This is a genomic window from Microbacterium sp. UCD-TDU, assembly GCF_000340625.1.
Lineage (GTDB): Bacteria > Actinomycetota > Actinomycetes > Actinomycetales > Microbacteriaceae > Microbacterium > Microbacterium maritypicum.
Genome location: NZ_KB454446.1, coordinates 1,204,416 through 1,221,032, shown reverse-complemented (window position 1 = coordinate 1,221,032; position 16,617 = coordinate 1,204,416). Strand labels below are relative to the sequence as shown.

Sequence of the window (16,617 nt, the reverse complement as noted above, 5' to 3'; positions counted from 1 at the left end):
TCGTGGACGCTGGACCCGGTAAGAGCACCGGCGATCTTGCGTACGACGGTGTCGACGTTCAGTGGTGGTTGCGGTACGGCTTCCGTGAGCACGCCCAGGTGTCGGTGCGCCGTCCCGCAGCTGGAATGCGGCGACGCGCGGAGACCGGGAACCTGGTATCCGGTGATCTCGTCGGAACGGGCGGAAGGGGCTCGATGGGCTCCGTATCGATCCTCGTTCGTGAGACGAAGGACGGGTCGGCGCAGTGCCGGGCAACGGGGCACGGAGGGCGACAGCGGCCAGTACCTACCGTGTCGTGCCCATGTCACGTATCGGTGCGTCGACGGTACCTCAACTGCGGGGAACCGGTCGGCGTCGCCCTTCCATTCATCGAGTCTGAGTGACGAATACACGAACACGACACCCGCGATGGCGTCTGATGCTATCGGCAGCTGCGGGCAGCAGAAGGAGACCGCTTTGACGCAAGAGAATGAGAACGTACCCACAGGATCGGACATCACCTCGAGCACGCCCGAGGCTGGACACGCGCAGGCGTATTCGATGCCGGCGGTCGACAGGGCAGATGCCCACGCCGGCCTCGGCGACCATGCGGCATCGAACCGACCCGCTTCCGGGGGCGCACTTCCTCCATTCTCAGGCCCTGGGGCGGAATCCGCGGCTGATGTGTCGGATCCGGCGTCGAGGCCTCCCCTGAACATCTCTTCCCTCGTGTCCGTGTGCCTGTCGCCGGTCGCAGGAATGGTGGCCGTCATCCTCGGAATCGTTGGTCTGGTCCAGATCAAGCGCTCGCCGGCACGCGGCCGTGGTCTCGCCATCACAGGTATCGTCGTCGGCGCGCTCCAGACCCTCGTGATCACTGCAGGAGCGATCATCTTCGCGGTGGGGATCGGAGCCGCGGCATCGGGTAGCACCGCGCCGATGACATACGGTGACGATCCCCACCTGGATGTGCTGTGGGATCGATGCGAGGAGGGCAGCTTCGATGCCTGCAAGGATCTGTTCCTCGAGTCCGAGGACGACTCCGCATACGAGGAGTTCGCCTGGACCTGCGGAGGGCGCACGGCCGGATCCGTCTGCGAAGAGCTGGACCCGGAGGCCGAGACTGACGGGGCGGAAGGGCCGGCCCCCACGTCGACGCTCGCGTTCATGAACAACCTGTCGCCGGGGACGTGCTTCATGCCGTCCGTGGCAGACCTCGTGTCCGTGGTGGACTGCTCGCTTCTTCATCAGAGCGAGGTCTTCCACACATTCGAGCTGCCGGAGGGGCCGTTCCCGAGTGAGGACGCGATACTCGCTCACCAGTCAGAGCAGTGCGGTCCTGCGTTCGAGCAGTACGTCGGCATCTCTTACGACTATTCGGAGTTCGAGGCGTCCATGTTCGCACCGCGCGCGGAGGGCTGGAATGACGGGGATCGTACGTTCCTGTGTGTCATCGACTCAGGAGCCTCGGGGTCGATGAGCTCAGCGCAGGGGGCCGCCCGGTAATCCAAGACGTGTCGGGGAGAGGGCATTATAGGGTCTTCCCTCTTCCCTCTTCCCATCCCCGACATGAGGGGTACGCCGAACGCGCAGTTTTTCCATGCCCGCTGCGTGGGTGACGGTCGCCTGTGCGATGCCCGAACACCCAAGACCCGGAGCACGGAACCCTGGGCCTCGAGAGCGTCCGAGGCTGACTCGTCGAGGCTATGCGGACGGAGGGTGCATGAGCGAATCTGCTGAAGTCGCCGCAACCGAGGTCGTCAAGCGGTTCCTTTCGGGCCAGAGCCTTCGGTGCATCTCTGTGTCGACAGGGATGTCGCGAACGCGTATTCGACAGATCGTCAGCGAGGCCGGGCACGCTCCACGCGGGCATCATGCCGTGGACCTGCCGCAAGACCCGTCCTGGTGGCTTGAGAACTTCGATCGCGGGTCGTCGGTCGCGGCCCTGGCGGTGCGACTGGGCACGAATGACGTGCGGATCTACCGGCACCTTCGGGTCATCGAGGTGCCGCCGCCGCGAAAGCAGCCATTGGAGCGATGGCTCGCCGCTCGTACGGCACCAGACGGTGACTGTTTGCGGTGGATCAAGTCGTTCCGTCGTGGACGCCCCTCTGCGACATTTGGGGGATCCCACAATCAGTCCGTGCGGCGGATCCTCTGGGAGCACGCGCACGGTGCCGTTGAGCAGGACGCCTGGGTGGTCACTGTTCCAGAGTGCCCGCACGTTGATTGCGTCGCCATCGCCCACCTGCGTCTGGTCACCCCGGCATTGCACATCGTCGAGCGCGTCGAGGCGCGCAGATTTCGCTGGGGTGAGAGCCACGGCAGGGCGAAGCTCACGGAAGACGATGCGCGTGCGATAGTCCGAGATCGCGCAGCGAGCGCAGCAGATCTTTCTGAACGATGTGGCGTCAGCACGTCGACGATTCATGCGATCCGAGCCGGTCGTCGCTGGGCGCATCTCCGCTCTGCAGCGTCGGGGTGACCTCGACAGGCTTCACCAACTGCGCTCGGCGTTGCAACATCTCGCGGAGCGTCGCGGTCTCGTGACGCCGCCAGAGTCCGCGAGGCCGGGTGTGCGGATGAGTTGCCTCATCCGCACACCCGGCCTCGGCCGCCGACGCTCGCCGGGGAGAGGGGCGAGTCGTGGCAGCGGGATCCTCCGCTCTTGCGGTGTTCGCAGGGGAGGGGCTAGCCGATATCGCGCCGCGCGCGCCGGAGGACGAGTACCCCGACCAGGCAGAGGAGCGCAGCGGCGGCCGCAGAGCCAAGGAGCAGGGGAAGCGAGCTCAAGCCCGTCTGTGCGAGTGCGCCGGTGTTTCCGGTGTTCTTGTCACCTGCGTCCGGCGGAGAGATCGGTGTCGTAGGGTTTTCGGGGTCAACAGGGGTTCCCGGGTCGACGGGGGTTTCGGGGTCCACAGGGGGCACCACGACGGCGGGCACGCTGATCGTGGCCTCAGCGTTGGCGTCCACCAGGACCCAGTTGTCGATCTGACGATTGTTGCCCCACCCGCCACCGTTGAGGGTGTTGCTCGGTTCGGTGTTCAGCTCGCCGACGTTGGCGCAGTCCCCGAAGCCCCAGCCGTGCACTCCACCCGTGCTGTCCGTGCCAGCGAGCGATTCGAGAACTGGCGTGGTCGAGCACTTGATCAGCGCCTGGGAGTCGAAGGCGACATCCAGCAGCGGCGTGTCGTTCCAGAACAAGCGCGACTCGTTTCCCGCGGGGCCGTTCAGCCGGGTGACCTCGATACCGCCTTCGAGGAGTTCGATGTCGTCGAGCGTGAAGTGGACTTCGGCGACGCTGTCGATGAGGACACGGACCGACATGTTCACCGATTCGCTGATCGGCTGCCCGAGACCGTCGAGGCCATCGAAGGGGAAGGAGAGAAGACCGGTGGCGGTCACCGAGATCGGCTCCTCTCGGTCAGCAGGGCCTCCGAAGACGCCGTCGCCGTCGGCATCGATCTGCAGCAGCGCCGTTCCTTCGAAGTTGCTGACCGAGAAGTCGATGATTCCTGAGCGTGCCGTAGGCGTCGTGCCCGTGAACGAGAGGCCGGTGATCGTCGGATCGAGGACCGGCTGGATCATCCAGGTCTCCTCGCCGCTGGGAAGGGTGACCGCGAGGGGCAGGTCGGATGCAGGAGGCTCGAAGAAGATCTTGTAGGGAGAGAAGGGGCAGCTGGAGTCGACGATGTTTCGGATGTCGGGGAAGTCGTTGGGCGTGAAGGCGGCGCTGTGCTGCACGGAGATGCAGGTGCTCGTGTCGACGACTCCGAAAGCATCGAAGTTGTAGCGCGAATTGATTCCGTGGAGCTCACGCAGAGTGAGTGCGTAGGTGTAGCCCTGCTCGGTCTGCACCCACATCGAGAGGTCCGGCACGAAGGCCGTGTTCTCGTTGCGCATGCGGAAGTCTTCGGACCACGTCCGTCCGGGGATGACTGTCGCATCCGCTTCTCGCGCCTCGATGCTCCACGTCAGCGTCGTAGCGAAGTACTCCGGAGTGGCGGGGTCGGAACCGATCAAGCGCACTTCGTACACGCCAGCAGTGGTCGCGGCCTCTTCGAACGCGCAGCTCGTTCCCACGGGCGATGATGTGCCGATGTCGGTGCAGGACCATTCCGTGCTGTCGGGCCGAACCACGGTGATGATCGCACTGCCGCGGGCTGATGAGATGTTCCGTGATTTCGCGAACGATGCGGCGAAGGTCTCGCCTTCCGCGACCCACGTGAAGAACGATTGGGCCGCGTTCAACGTCGCGTTGGTCGCGTTGATCGAGGCGGTTGCGGGGGAAGCGAGCGCGGCGATCCCTGCGGCCGACGCCACCAGGGCGGCGATCAACAGAGTAGCCACCCTCCTGCTCATATTTCGAAAAGACACATCATTCCAATCGTTCACGGCAATGCGCCGACGTCAGAGGTCGGCGTATAAGGTCGAGCCTTATCCCCGGTATTGTCTTCGTCGTCCGTTTTCAGAGACCCCGGGAGTCGCCTCCGATCCATCAGGTCGACGAAATTCGGCGTCGACCAGTAAGCCGCACCCGAGCCGGAGCGGCTGCGTGTCGACCAGCAGGATACGTACGGCACGGGCGGATCTGCGTGGGGCGAGAGGGCAAATCCGCTAGTTCTGGTGGTCGCATCGGTACTCCCAGGGCCCTGAAGATCGGGCCTGTACATCCCAGAGCACACCGACCAGCTGACCGACCAGACGGTTGCCGATCGCGCCGCAGAGGTGGCGGAGTTCGCCTTCACCGTGACGCCAACAGATGGTTCGGCAGCACCGGACACCGCGATCCACACGGCCGCCCCGTGGTGCTTCGCAACGGTGTGCTCAGGCACTGCCGCTAGCGGGTCTCCCGATCGGTGCGGGTGGCGACGGCAGCATGGCGTGCCACACCGTCACCCCCAGACCGACGTCGCGAGCGGCCCGAAACTCACAGCCCGCTCCCAGGGCCACGGGACCAAAACGGGCCGCTCGTCGGTTCTCCTTCTATGACGCCGCAGCCAGCGACGCCGGACAAGGAGTCAGATCATGTCGAACGACTATCGCAAGACCCCCGAGGCCGTCAGCGGCCTCAGCCACCTGCAGTACGAGGTGACCCAGGAGGACGCGACCGAACCGCCGTTCCGCAATGCGTACTGGAACAACCACGACGAGGGCATCTACGTCGATGTCGTCTCGGGAGAGCCCCTGTTCTCGTCGACCGACAAGTTCGACAGCGGCACCGGGTGGCCGAGCTTCACCAAGCCCATCGAGGCGGACGCGGTGACCACGCGCACCGACCGCTCGCTGTGGATGAAGCGCACGGAAGCACGTTCGGCAGGAGCCGACAGCCACCTCGGGCATGTCTTCGACGACGGCCCCCGCGCCGAGGGCGGACTGCGCTACTGCATGAACTCGGCGGCCCTCCGCTTCATCCCGGCTGCCAGTCTGGAGGAGGAGGGGTACGGTCGCTACAGTCCCCTCTTCGCCGCGACGACGGACACCCCCACCACCGACACCCCCACCGACACCTCTGAGGAGCAGTCATGACCGACACGGGAAACATCACCCGCACCCCTGGGACCGAGACCGCCGTGCTCGCCGGCGGCTGCTTCTGGGGCATGGAAGACCTGATCCGCCGCCAGTCCGGTGTGCTCAGCACCCGGGTCGGCTACACCGGCGGCTCGAACGACCACGCCACGTACCGCAATCACCCCGGTCACGCCGAGGCGGTCGAGATCGTGTTCGACCCGGCTCAGACGACCTACCGCGACATCCTGGCGTTCTTCTTCCAGATCCATGACCCGTCGACCCTGAACCGTCAGGGCAACGACGTCGGGTCGAGCTATCGCTCCGCGATCTTCCCGCTCTCCCCTGAGCAGGAGACGGTCGCGCGCGACACGATCGCGGATGTCGACGCCTCCGGCCTCTGGCCCGCGAAGGCCGTCACCACGATCGAGCCTGCCGGCCCGTTCTGGCAGGCCGAGGAGGAGCACCAGGACTACCTGATCAAGTACCCGAACGGCTACACGTGCCACTTCCCCCGTGCGGGGTGGGTGCTGCCGAAGCGCGACGAAGCCGCCGCCGTCTGACGACAGCGGTCTCCGGCTGCGCGTAGCCCGGTCGTTTCGACCGGGCTACGCCTCTGCCAGGAACGCCACGGCCGCGTCCTTGAAGTCACGCGAGCCCGGGGCGTTGAAGTGATTCCGGTTCGGGATCTCGAAGAACCGCCCGTCGGGGGTCGCTGAGGCCAGCGCCCGCGAGCCCTCGATGATGGCGTCCTTCGACCCGGTGGCGAACAGGATGGGGCGGGTCGGCGCATCAGAGGGGTCGGGGTCGATCATGCCCGACGCCCGCATGCCCTCCGCGAGCGCGACCAGCGCCTGCAGGTCGTTGCCCGGAACCCGCTCGGTCAGCGCGATGTAGTTCTGGGTCGTCCGATCCGCCACCGGCGTGCCGTCGGCGATGTATCCGCGCACCTGGTCGAGATCCAGGCGAGCCAGCGGAATGCCGTCCGGAACTCCGCCCAGCACTGCGCGTCCGATGCGATGCGGCAGCTCGCGCACCACCTCCCAGCCCACGCGCGCACCGAGCGAATACCCGACATAGAACGCGTCGTCGACGAGATAGGTGTCCATCACCGTCTCGACATCGGTGACGAGGGTGCGGATGCGGTAGCCGTCGGGGTCGTGCGGCTTCTCGCTGAGGCCGTGCCCGCGCTGGTCGAGCGCCAGCACGCGATAGCCCGCGCGGGTGAGCTCACGTACCCACCCGGTCAGCACCCAGTTGTCGCGTGCGTTCGAGGCGAAGCCGTGCACGATCACCACGACGGGGGCGTCGGGCTCGCCCCAGGTGTAGGTCGCCAGCCGGGTGCCGTCGGCGGCGTACACCTGCTGGGGCTCGGGCATGCTGGTCAGGTCGGAGAGAGGGACGGCCACTCCTCCATCTTGGACCCGTTCCCGGGCCGTCGGCGCAGGACGGTTCCCCCGGGAAAAGGCGACACGACGAAACGGCCTTCCGGGGACGAGGTGTCCCCGGAAGGCCGTGCGGATCAGATGACCGTGCGGATCAGATGACCCCGTCGATCAGATGATCGTGCGGATCAGAAGCGCGCACGCAGCGCGGCGCCGAGGTCGGCGTCGACGTTCGTCCAGTACTGGAAGAAGCGCTCGCGGATCGCGTCGATCGTGATCGAGCGTCCCTGGCCGGTGAGGGTCTCCAGGAAGCGCGCCCGCTGCTCGGCATCGAAGACCTCGCGGTAGAGCGTGCCGGCCTGGCCGAAGTCGTCGTCTTCGGAGTGCAGGGTGGCGGCGGCGCGCATGAGCTCGCCGTCCGACTCCCAGCTCGCCTCGACGCCGGCCGCGGGATCGGCCTCGGGGCCGCCCGCAGCGCCGTAGGAGTTCGGCGTGTAGGTGCGGTGCTCGGCCGGGTTGAACCGGTACTGCATCTGCCCCTCGTGCATGTAGTTGCGCACCTCGGCGGCGTGCGGCTGGTTCACCGGCAGCTGGTTGTAGTTGGCGCCGATGCGGTAGCGCTGCGCGTCGGAGTAGGAGAACACGCGGGCCATGAGCATCTTGTCGGGCGAGATCCCGGTGCCGGGCACCTGGTTCCCCGGCGAGAACGCGGCCTGCTCGATCTCGGCGAAGAAGTTCTGCGGGTTGCGGTTCAGCGTGAACGTGCCGACCTTGATGCGCGGGTAGTCCTTCTTCGACCAGGTCTTCGTGAGGTCGAAGGGGTTGAAGCGGTAGTCCTTGGCCTCGTCGTACGGCATGATCTGCACGAACACGTCCCACGAGGGGTTCTCGCCGCGCGCGATCGCGTCGAACAGGTCGCGACGGTAGTAGTCGGCGTCTGAACCGGCGAGCTTCTCTGCCTCGTCGGCCTCCATCGTCTCGAAGCCCAGGGTGGAGAGGAAGTGGTACTGCACCCAGAACCGCTCGCCGGCCGCGTTCACCCACTGGTAGGTGTGCGAGCCGTAGCCGTTCATGTGGCGCCAGCTGCGGGGAAGGCCGCGGTCGCCCATGAGGTAGGTGACCTGGTGGGCGGTCTCGGGCGAGAGCGTCCAGAAGTCCCACTGCATGTCGGCGTCGCGCAGACCCGAGTCGCCGAGGCGCTTCTGCGAGTGGATGAAGTCGGGGAACTTCATGGCGTCGCGCAGGAAGAACGTGGGGGTGTTGTTGCCGACGATGTCGAGGTTGCCCTCGGTCGAGTAGAAACGCAGCGAGAATCCGCGCACGTCGCGCCAGGTGTCGGGCGACCCTTGCTCTCCGGCGACCGACGAGAAGCGGATGAGCGTCTCGCTCACGGCGCCGGGCTGGAACACCGCGGCCCTGGTGTACGCCGACACGTCTTCCGTGACGACGAACTCGCCGAACGCGCCGCCGCCCTTCGCGTGCGGGTTGCGCTCCGGCACACGCTCCCGGTTGAAGGAGGCGAGCTTCTCGACCAGGTAGCGATCGTGCAGGACGGTGGGGCCGTCGGCGCCGACCGTGAGGGAGTGCGCGTCGCTGGCGACGGGGGTCCCGGTCTGGGTCGTGGTGGCAGGTTTCGTCATGGTGTTCTCCTTCTCCTTATCCGCATCCGTGCAGGCGCGACGAACACCCCATCCGAGGATGGGCGATCGGCGGACTGCTACTGTGCGGCGTTCTGGCAACTGGGACACAGGCCCCAGAAGGTGACTTCGGCTGTCTGGACGGTGAATCCCCCCGTCGAGGACGGGGTGAGACACGGCGCTTCACCGACGACGCAGTCCACGTCGCCGATGGCACCGCAGGAGGTGCAGACGACGTGATGGTGGTTGTCGTCGATGCGCCGCTCGTAGAGCGCCGCGGAGCCTGCCGGTTCGATCCGGCGGATGAGGCCCGCCGTCGTCAGGTCCGCGAGGATGTTGTGCACCGACTGGATCGACGTGGTCGGCAGCACTTCGGACACAGCGCGGTAGAGCCGTTCCGCGTCTGAATGGGCCATGGAGTCGAGAGCCTCGAGAACGGCGACGCGGCCCGCGGTCGCACGAAGCCCGGCACCGCGAAGCGCTGAGTCGAGTTCCGTCTCCATGCCTCGAGTGTACCCCGTGATTTGAATAACTCAAAAGAACGAATGCCGGGATGCTGCCTCGGGTCCTTCCGGCACGTTCGGAACTGACCCAGGTGAAGTGGAAAAAAACATGTCGGCTCCGGTGGCGCCTCCTGTACTCTGGGCAAAATCTCAGCTTGAGCGACGGGGAGGTCGCTTCTGCGACGCGAGGGGGCCCTGATGCATTCTCAGACCAGCACATCCGGTGCCATCCAGCGAGTGCGCGAGCGGCGGCGCGAATCGCTCCTCGCTCGTCTTCGGCTCTCCCGGGCACGTCGCAAGCCCTTCGCCGTCGTCGCCCTGCTGACGCTCGTGCTCGCGGGCCTCGTCGTTCCTGCGACGACAGCGACGGCCGCTCCCGGTGACGCCGCCCAGCTCTACCTCGGCCCGTCGTTCGAGGCCGCGGTGGTGGGATCCGACAAGGATCTGACCGCGCCGACCGAGTGCCCATCGAACTCCGTGCTCACGGGAGTGCGGACCGAGAACCGCCAGAACATCAACCCGACCAGCGCGAATGCCATCCTGACGCGCTTCGCCGTGCAGTGCTCGACGATCACGGTGAGCAACGCCGGCGTCGTCACCGGCACCGTGAACCCGACGTGGATCAACGGCCCGGTCTACGACCAGAGCCGGGGCAACCTGCAGACCGGCACGTGCCCCGCCAACACGTTCGTGCATCGCATCACCGGCACGACCTTCGTCGGCGACGGGGTGGCGCGCTGGCCGTCCTCCGTCCAGATCACCTGCCGACCGATGATCCTCACCGCAGCCGGGCAGCTCCGGGTGAACCTGGCAGCCACCCCGACGGTGCTGACCATCGGCGAGAACTTCAACACCACCGGGGGGCTCCAGACTCCGACCCCTCGCTGCGGACCCGGGACCACGACCGGCACGAGCGACATCGTGGTGCGCGGCTACCGCGCGCAGAGCGGCGGCGAGGGCATCGACGGATTCAACCCCTCGTGCGCCACCATCCCGGACGACTTCGGCGATGCTCCCGCCAGCTACGGCTCCGCCTCCCACGAGCTGAACGCCGCGACGTATCTCGGATGGTCCGCCGACACCGAGGCGGCGATGCAGTACAGCGCGAACGCGACCGGTGACAACCAGGTCGGCGGCGCGGCCCCGAACCAGTTCATCAACGACGAGAACGGCGTCTCGACGTTCGGGCCCATCACGGCCGGCATCACGAGCAGCTACTCCGTGTCGGTGCTGGTGGCGAACAAGGCGCCGGGATCGAACGCGACCCTCGTCGGCTGGGTCGACTTCAACCGGAACGGTGTCTTCGACGCCAACGAGGGCGTCTCCGCACCCGTGCCTGCAGGAACTGCGGATGGTTCGTCCGTCACGCTCACATGGCCGGGGATCATCTCCCAGACGGTCGCCGGCCCGACGTTCGCGCGATTCCGGATCTCGAACGGCACGGATCTGACGACGGCGACCCCGACGGGTGCCGCCATCACCGGCGAGGTGGAGGACTACGCCCTCACCATCGCCGCCGTGAATCCGGGGATCTCGCTGGTCAAGTCCGCGACACCCTCCGGCCCGGAGGCCTTCACCGTCGGGCAGGTCATCGACTACTCGTTCGTGGTGACCAACACGGGCGACGTGACTCTCACCGGCGTCGCGGTCACCGAGACCGCGTTCGACGGCTCGGGGACGATCTCGCCGGCAGTGTGTCCGACGACGACCCTCGCCGCCGGCGCCTCGACGACCTGCACGGCGAGCTACACGCTCACGCAGGCCGACATCGACAGAGGCTCCCTCTCCAACACGGCGACGGCGACGGGAACACCTCCGGGAATCCTCGTTCCTCCGGTGTCTCCCCCCTCCACCGTGACGGTGCCCGCCCCGGCGGCCCCGGCGTTGACCGTGGTCAAGAGCGCTGACACGACGGAGATCACCTCGGCGGGTCAGACGATCGAGTACTCGTTCCTGGTGACGAACACCGGCAATGTGACGCTGACGGACGTGAGTGTGGATGAGACGGCGTTCACGGGGACGGGGACCGCTCCGGTGGTGACGTGCCCGGCGGGTGCCGCATCGTTGGCTCCCGAGGCAGCGGTGACGTGCACGGCGACGTATACGACGACGGCAGCCGATTACCGTACCGATTCGCTCGATAACACGGCGACGGCGACGGGTACTCCGCCGTCGGGTGAGCCGCCGGTGTCTCCGCCGTCGACTCTGGAGATTCCGGTGGTGCCGGCTCCGGGGATCACGGTGGTGAAGTCGGCGGATGCGACGGANCGCCGGTGTCTCCGCCGTCGACTCTGGAGATTCCGGTGGTGCCGGCTCCGGGGATCACGGTGGTGAAGTCGGCGGATGCGACGGAGATCACCTCGGCCGGTCAGACGATCGGGTATTCGTTCCTGGTGACGAACACGGGCAATGTCACTCTCACGGATGTGAGTGTGGATGAGACGGCGTTCACGGGGACGGGCACCGCTCCGGTGGTGACGTGTCCGGCGGGTGCGGCATCGCTCGCGCCGGGGGCCAGCGTGACGTGCACGGCGACGTATACGACGACGGCAGACGACTACCGTACCGATTCGCTCGACAACACGGCGACGGCGACGGGTACTCCGCCGTCGGGCGAGCCGCCGGTGTCTCCGCCGTCGACTCTGGAGATTCCGGTGGTGCCGGCTCCGGGGATCACGGTGGTGAAGTCGGCGGATGCGACGGAGATCGGCTCGGCGGGTCAGACGGTCGGGTATTCGTTCCTGGTGACGAACACCGGCAATGTGACGTTGACGGATNCGCCGGTGTCTCCGCCGTCGACTCTGGAGATTCCGGTGGTGCCGGCTCCGGGGATCACGGTGGTGAAGTCGGCGGATGCGACGGAGATCGGCTCGGCGGGTCAGACGGTCGGGTATTCGTTCCTGGTGACGAACACCGGCAATGTGACGTTGACGGATGTGAGTGTGGATGAGACGGCGTTCACGGGGACGGGGACTGCTCCGGTGGTGACGTGCCCGGCGGGTGCGGCGTCGTTGGCTCCGGAGGCAGCGGTGACGTGTACGGCGTCGTATGTGGTGACGCAGGCGGATGTGGATGCGGGTGGGGTGTCGAACACGGCGACGGCGACGGGTACGCCGCCGTCGGGTGAGCCGCCGGTGTCTCCGCCGTCGACTCTGGAGATTCCGGTGGTGCCGGCTCCGGGGATCACGATGGTGAAGTCGGCGAGCCCGAATACGGCTGATGCGTATGTGGTGGGTCAGGAGATCACGTATTCGTTCGTGGTGACCAACACCGGCAATGTCACTCTCACGGATGTGACGGTGGATGAGGGTGTGTNCCGGTGGTGCCGGCTCCGGGGATCACGATGGTGAAGTCGGCGAGCCCGAATACGGCTGATGCGTATGTGGTGGGTCAGGAGATCACGTATTCGTTCGTGGTGACCAACACCGGCAATGTCACTCTCACGGATGTGACGGTGGATGAGGGTGTGTTCACCGGTTCGGGGTCGTTGTCGGCGATCACGTGTCCGGCGGGTGCGGCCTCGCTCGCGCCGGGTCTTCAGGTGGTGTGCACGGCGTCGTATGTGCTGACGCAGGCGGATGTCGATTCCGGGAGCGTGTCGAACACGGCCACCGCGACCGGTACTCCGCCGACGGGCGAGCCCCCCGTCTCACCCCCATCGACCACCGAGATCCCGGTNGCCGGGTCTTCAGGTGGTGTGCACGGCGTCGTATGTGCTGACGCAGGCGGATGTCGATTCCGGGAGCGTGTCGAACACGGCCACCGCGACCGGTACTCCGCCGACGGGCGAGCCCCCCGTCTCACCCCCATCGACCACCGAGATCCCGGTCGTCCCTGCCCCCGGCGTGAGCATCGTGAAGTCCGCCACGCCGGAGACGATGACGACCGTGGGGCAGACGCTCACGTACTCGTTCGTGGTCACCAACACCGGCAACGTCACCCTCACCGACGTGAGCGTCGATGAGACGGCGTTCACGGGGACGGGAACCGCTCCGGTGGTCACATGCCCGGCAGGAGCCGCGAGCATCCTGCCCGGCCAGTTCGTCACCTGCACGGCGGAGTATCAGACGACGCAGGCCGACGTCGATTCCGGGCTGCTGACGAACACCGCCACCGCGACGGGTACGCCGCCTTCCGGCGAGCCGCCGGTGTCGCCGCCGTCGACGGTCGAGGTGCCCTTCGACGGCACCAACTCCCTCGGACTCGACAAGCGCGCGAATCCGGTCGATGTCAACGGGAACGGTGTGATCGATCCGGGTGATCGCATCGAGTGGACGATCATCGTGACGAACACCGGCGCTCAGACGGTCGCCGACATCGTGGTGTCCGACCCCACCGCGGGTGCGGTCACGTGTCCGCAGACCAGCCTCGCCTCCGGTGCGCAGATGATCTGCACCGTGCCCGCGCACACCGTCACCGCTGCCGACGTGCGAAACGGACAGGTGCGCAATGTGGCCACGGCAACGGGAACCACGCCCGGTGGGGACCCGATCGACCCGCCGACCTCGGAGACGACCACGCGGGTCTTCCCGTCGCCGCCGCCCACCCTCGCGGTGACCGGCGGAACGCTCTCGGCCGGTCTGCTCCTCGGAGGGTTGATGCTGGTCGTCGGGTCGGCGCTCATCCGGCGTCGTCGACTGACCTGACCCTGAGCGCCCGATCGTGAGGCGCTGTGCAGGCCCACGAGCTGGTCCCACGACCAGCTCGTGGGTCCGCACAGCCGACCGGCGTCAGACGAAGCGGACGGTCTGCTGCAGTCGGGTGCGCACGTCGAACAGCTCGTTCCCGCCGATCGCCCGCGCCTGCGCAACGCCCTGACGCAGCACCATCGCCAGCGCGCTGCGGCGCACGACGACGACCGGAACGCCGCGGCTCGTGCCGAGCGGTGTGACGGCCTGCGCGAGGTCGTCGTCGGGCAGCACGATGATCGCACCGCTGAACCGCACGCGGGCGGCCTTGGCGATCGTGCGCATCCGACCGAGGGCAGCCGTGACCGGCGCGCGGGTTCCCAGGCTCGGCCCGGTGATCTCGCCGCGCCGGAAGCCGACCACTCCTCCGAAGTCCTCCGACATCACCCCGTACAGGCCGGAGGGGCCCAGCACCACATGGTCGAGCTTGTCGTCGGCATCCGTCCCCGCGGCCACGTCGTGCCACACCGTGAAGCCCATGCCGAGGTCGGAGACCGTGCGCGCCGTGGCCTCTTCCGCCAGGGCATCGGCGAGCAGTCGGCGCAGATCGCGGGGAGCCGAGCGCACCAGGGCGGGGTCGTAGGGGTCGGGCACCTCGACGCCACGGCCCACCCATTCGCGGATGAGGACGAGGTAGCGCTCACGACGCCATCCGCCGGGGTGGCCGTAGGAGCGGGCGCGCGGACGGGTGTCGGTACGCGCTGCCGGAGGGCGCCATCCGCTCCACCCCGTGTCGGCGTCGGGTGTCGCCGCTGATGCCACACCGGAGCGGCGGTCGTAGGCGGCACGACTCTCGACGGTGCCGACCAGCTCCCACGCGCGTTGCACCTGGATGAAGATCGCCGCGTCGCCACCGGTGTCCGGGTGCGTCTGGCGCAGCCGCAGACGGTAAGCGCGGCGCAGCTCGGCGTCATCGACGGAGGGGTCGACCCCGAGGATCTCGTAGGCCGAGGCCGAGAGCGGACTGTCGAACATCGCTCTCCCTCCGCGACCGCGGCATCCAGGATATCCGTCGTTCGTTGTGGTTTCGCCGATGCCCGTCGGAGTCAGGCGGGCACGTCGACGATGCGCTCGACACCGAGGACGGGCACGATCGCACCTGCGGATGCCGCGGCCAGATCGTCGACGAACCGGGGGACTTCTGCCTCGGGGGCCCACAGCTCGAGCGTGGCCATCGCGGCATAGCTCGGCGCGCCCAGCGTCGCACCATGATGGACCGCCCAGTCGCGCAGCAGATTGTCGTAGCGGCCGGCGTCTGCGTGCGGCACCTCGAGCGTCACCTGCCGGAGGGCTGCCCGCCGCACGAGGGACACCAGATCGAGTGCCTCGGACACGGCGGACGAGTAAGCGCGCACGAGGCCCCCCGCCCCGAGCTTCACACCACCGAAGTAGCGGGTCACCACGGCGACCACATCGGTCAGCTCGCGCCGACGAAGCACCTCGAGCATCGGGATCCCCGCGGTGCCGGAGGGTTCGCCGTCATCCGAGGAGCGCGCCTGATCGCCGAGCAGACCCGTCACCATCGCGGTGCAGTTGTGGGTGGCGTCCCAGGCCCTCTTCCGGATGGCGGCGATCACGGCGTCGGCCTGCTCGACCGAGGAGACGGGCTCGATGCGGGTGAGGAAGCGCGACTTGCGGATGACGGTCTCGTGCTCGACAGCGGACGCGATGGTCGCGGGATAGCTGCGGGCGGATGTCACCCGCCTCACGATACCGAGGCCGCGGAGGACTCAACGGTCGACGAACGCCATCTGCTGCGGGTTGTAGCGGTCGCCGCTCACCCCGACGCGCGTGGCGAGGGTCGAGAGGTCGGCGACCTCGTCGGCCGACAGGGCGACCGCCGTGCTTCCGGCGTTCTCGGCGATGCGCACGGTGCGTCGGGTGCCGGGGATCGGCACGATCCACGGCTGCTGTGCGAGCAGCCATGCCAGAGCGATCTGCCCGGGTGTGGCCCCCTTCGCCGTGGCCAGCTCGGTCACGTGCGCCACGAGCGCATGGTTCGCTGCCCGGTTCTCGGCCGTGAACCTCGGGATCGTGGCGCGGATGTCGCCGGCTGCGAAGTCGGCTGCCGTGTCGACCGTGCCGGTCAGGAAGCCCTTGCCGAGCGGACTGAAGGGCACGAATCCGATGCCCAACTCCGCGAGCACCGGCAGGATCTCGGCTTCGGGATCGCGGGTCCACAGCGAGTACTCGCTCTGCAGCGCGGTGACCGGGTGCACGGCATGTGCACGGCGGATCGTGTCCGCCGAGGCCTCGGAGAGCCCGAAGTGGCGCACCTTCCCTTCGGCGATGAGCTCGCCGACGGTCCCGGCGACGTCTTCGATCGGCACGTCGGGGTCGACGCGGTGCTGGTAGAAGAGGTCGATCACATCGGTGCGCAGACTCCGCAGCGACGCCTCGGCCACTCGGCGGATCTGCTCGGGCCGACTGTCGAGTCCCACGCTCCTGCCGTCCTGGATGTTCCAGCCGAACTTCGTCGCGATCACGACGCGATCGCGGATCGGCCCGAGCGCCTCGCCGACGAGCTCCTCGTTCACATACGGGCCGTACACCTCGGCCGTGTCGAAGAAGTCGACGCCGTGCTCGATCGCCGACCGCAGCACCCCGATCATGTCATCGCGGCTTCCGGGGTTGGGCCCGTAGCTCTGCGACATGCCCATGCAGCCGAGTCCGACCGCAGAGACCTGGAGGCCCTGTCCGAGAGTGCGCGTGTGCATGGGATGTCCTTTCGTCGTGGCCGCAGACGGATCGACGGCCTGCCCCCGACGCTACGCGCGCGCACGGTGCCGAGGGAGGTCCTGTCGGGACCCCGCTGGCCGGAACCCCGCTGGCGGGAAGGCCGCTGGCGGGACCCCGCTGGCGGAACCCCGCTGGCGGCAAGCCGCATCCATCGAACGGTGGAGACGAGTCTCAGCCC

General features: G+C 67.6%; 15 protein-coding genes and 1 pseudogene. 8 read left to right on the top strand and 8 right to left on the bottom strand.

Going from position 1 to position 16,617, the window contains the following annotated elements; translation table 11 throughout:
* The first annotated feature begins 408 nt into the window (after positions 1-408).
* Both D514_RS38110 and D514_RS38720 read left to right on the top strand, forming a co-directional pair.
* Positions 409-1,485: a DUF4190 domain-containing protein gene (locus tag D514_RS38110; RefSeq protein WP_081603877.1), complete on the top strand. Its 1,077-nt coding sequence runs from the start codon at positions 409-411 to the stop codon at positions 1,483-1,485.
* A 217-nt stretch (positions 1,486-1,702) separates the two neighbouring features.
* A complete protein-coding gene (locus tag D514_RS38720) occupies positions 1,703-2,464 on the top strand; it encodes a hypothetical protein (protein WP_144052981.1) in 762 nt (253 codons plus the stop codon).
* A 206-nt stretch (positions 2,465-2,670) separates the two neighbouring features.
* On the opposite strand, the gene D514_RS28740 is transcribed toward D514_RS38720, so the two are convergent.
* Positions 2,671-4,329, bottom strand: coding sequence for a hypothetical protein (locus tag D514_RS28740; RefSeq protein ID WP_144052980.1), 1,659 nt, complete (start codon positions 4,327-4,329; stop codon positions 2,671-2,673).
* Positions 4,330-5,007: 678 nt separating this feature from the next.
* Here D514_RS28740 and msrB point away from each other — a divergent pair.
* Both msrB and msrA read left to right on the top strand, forming a co-directional pair.
* Positions 5,008-5,508, top strand: coding sequence for a peptide-methionine (R)-S-oxide reductase MsrB (gene msrB, locus D514_RS28735; protein WP_017829801.1), 501 nt, complete (start codon positions 5,008-5,010; stop codon positions 5,506-5,508).
* Positions 5,505-6,050, top strand: coding sequence for a peptide-methionine (S)-S-oxide reductase MsrA (msrA, locus tag D514_RS28730; protein ID WP_017829800.1), 546 nt, complete (start codon positions 5,505-5,507; stop codon positions 6,048-6,050). Before msrB ends, msrA begins: the two co-directional genes overlap by 4 nt.
* Before the next feature lie 45 nt (positions 6,051-6,095).
* Here the strand turns inward: msrA and D514_RS28725 are convergent, their stop codons facing one another.
* From D514_RS28725 to D514_RS28715, 3 genes are all read right to left on the bottom strand, one after another.
* The gene (locus tag D514_RS28725) at positions 6,096-6,896 is read right to left on the bottom strand and encodes an alpha/beta fold hydrolase (RefSeq protein ID WP_017829799.1); all 801 of its coding nucleotides are present in this window, start codon (positions 6,894-6,896) and stop codon (positions 6,096-6,098) included.
* Positions 6,897-7,060: 164 nt separating this feature from the next.
* Positions 7,061-8,512, bottom strand: coding sequence for a catalase (locus D514_RS28720; protein WP_017829798.1), 1,452 nt, complete (start codon positions 8,510-8,512; stop codon positions 7,061-7,063).
* A 77-nt stretch (positions 8,513-8,589) separates the two neighbouring features.
* A complete protein-coding gene (locus tag D514_RS28715) occupies positions 8,590-9,012 on the bottom strand; it encodes a Fur family transcriptional regulator (RefSeq protein WP_017829797.1) in 423 nt (140 codons plus the stop codon).
* Positions 9,013-9,210: 198 nt separating this feature from the next.
* On the opposite strand from D514_RS28715, the gene D514_RS38105 reads away from it, so the two are divergent.
* From D514_RS38105 to D514_RS39545, 3 genes and pseudogenes are all read left to right on the top strand, one after another.
* On the top strand, positions 9,211-11,346 hold the full coding sequence (locus D514_RS38105; protein WP_031205808.1) for a GEVED domain-containing protein: 2,136 nt from the start codon (positions 9,211-9,213) through the stop codon (positions 11,344-11,346).
* Positions 11,319-12,362: a hypothetical protein gene (locus D514_RS28705; RefSeq protein WP_186004825.1), complete on the top strand. Its 1,044-nt coding sequence runs from the start codon at positions 11,319-11,321 to the stop codon at positions 12,360-12,362. The genes D514_RS38105 and D514_RS28705 overlap by 28 nt, the downstream gene beginning before the upstream one ends.
* A pseudogene (locus D514_RS39545) lies at positions 12,356-12,457 on the top strand (hypothetical protein); the annotation flags it as partial. The gene D514_RS28705 and the pseudogene D514_RS39545, both read left to right, overlap by 7 nt.
* Positions 12,458-12,700: 243 nt before the next feature.
* Here the strand turns inward: D514_RS39545 and D514_RS39205 are convergent.
* On the bottom strand, positions 12,701-12,880 hold the full coding sequence (locus D514_RS39205) for a hypothetical protein (protein WP_236610929.1): 180 nt from the start codon (positions 12,878-12,880) through the stop codon (positions 12,701-12,703).
* Between D514_RS39205 and D514_RS28700 the strand changes: the two genes are divergently transcribed.
* A complete protein-coding gene (locus tag D514_RS28700) occupies positions 12,867-13,658 on the top strand; it encodes a DUF11 domain-containing protein (protein WP_186004824.1) in 792 nt (263 codons plus the stop codon). The two genes, D514_RS39205 and D514_RS28700, sit on opposite strands and share 14 nt — an antisense overlap.
* Positions 13,659-13,742: 84 nt before the next feature.
* On the opposite strand, the gene D514_RS28695 is transcribed toward D514_RS28700, so the two are convergent.
* From D514_RS28695 to D514_RS28685, 3 genes are all read right to left on the bottom strand, one after another.
* Positions 13,743-14,675 (bottom strand): J domain-containing protein, encoded by a 933-nt coding sequence (locus D514_RS28695; RefSeq protein ID WP_017829794.1) that lies wholly within the window; start codon positions 14,673-14,675, stop codon positions 13,743-13,745.
* 71 nt (positions 14,676-14,746) lie between these two features.
* The gene (locus D514_RS28690) at positions 14,747-15,400 is read right to left on the bottom strand and encodes a YigZ family protein (protein ID WP_017829793.1); all 654 of its coding nucleotides are present in this window, start codon (positions 15,398-15,400) and stop codon (positions 14,747-14,749) included.
* A 30-nt stretch (positions 15,401-15,430) separates the two neighbouring features.
* Positions 15,431-16,417 carry an aldo/keto reductase gene (locus D514_RS28685; RefSeq protein WP_017829792.1) on the bottom strand — a complete coding sequence of 329 codons (987 nt, stop codon included), beginning with the start codon at positions 16,415-16,417 and terminating at the stop codon, positions 15,431-15,433.
* Positions 16,418-16,617: the final 200 nt, after the last annotated feature.

Coding starts and splice junctions, on each gene's coding strand:
- D514_RS28695 (WP_017829794.1), bottom strand. CDS start 14,675: ATGTTCGACAGTCCGCTCTCGGCCTCGGCCTACGAGATCCTCGGGGTC.
- D514_RS28685 (WP_017829792.1), bottom strand. CDS start 16,417: ATGCACACGCGCACTCTCGGACAGGGCCTCCAGGTCTCTGCGGTCGGA.
- msrA (WP_017829800.1), top strand. CDS start 5,505: ATGACCGACACGGGAAACATCACCCGCACCCCTGGGACCGAGACCGCC.
- D514_RS38720 (WP_144052981.1), top strand. CDS start 1,703: ATGAGCGAATCTGCTGAAGTCGCCGCAACCGAGGTCGTCAAGCGGTTC.
- D514_RS28720 (WP_017829798.1), bottom strand. CDS start 8,512: ATGACGAAACCTGCCACCACGACCCAGACCGGGACCCCCGTCGCCAGC.
- D514_RS28715 (WP_017829797.1), bottom strand. CDS start 9,012: ATGGAGACGGAACTCGACTCAGCGCTTCGCGGTGCCGGGCTTCGTGCG.
- D514_RS38110 (WP_081603877.1), top strand. CDS start 409: ATGGCGTCTGATGCTATCGGCAGCTGCGGGCAGCAGAAGGAGACCGCT.
- msrB (WP_017829801.1), top strand. CDS start 5,008: ATGTCGAACGACTATCGCAAGACCCCCGAGGCCGTCAGCGGCCTCAGC.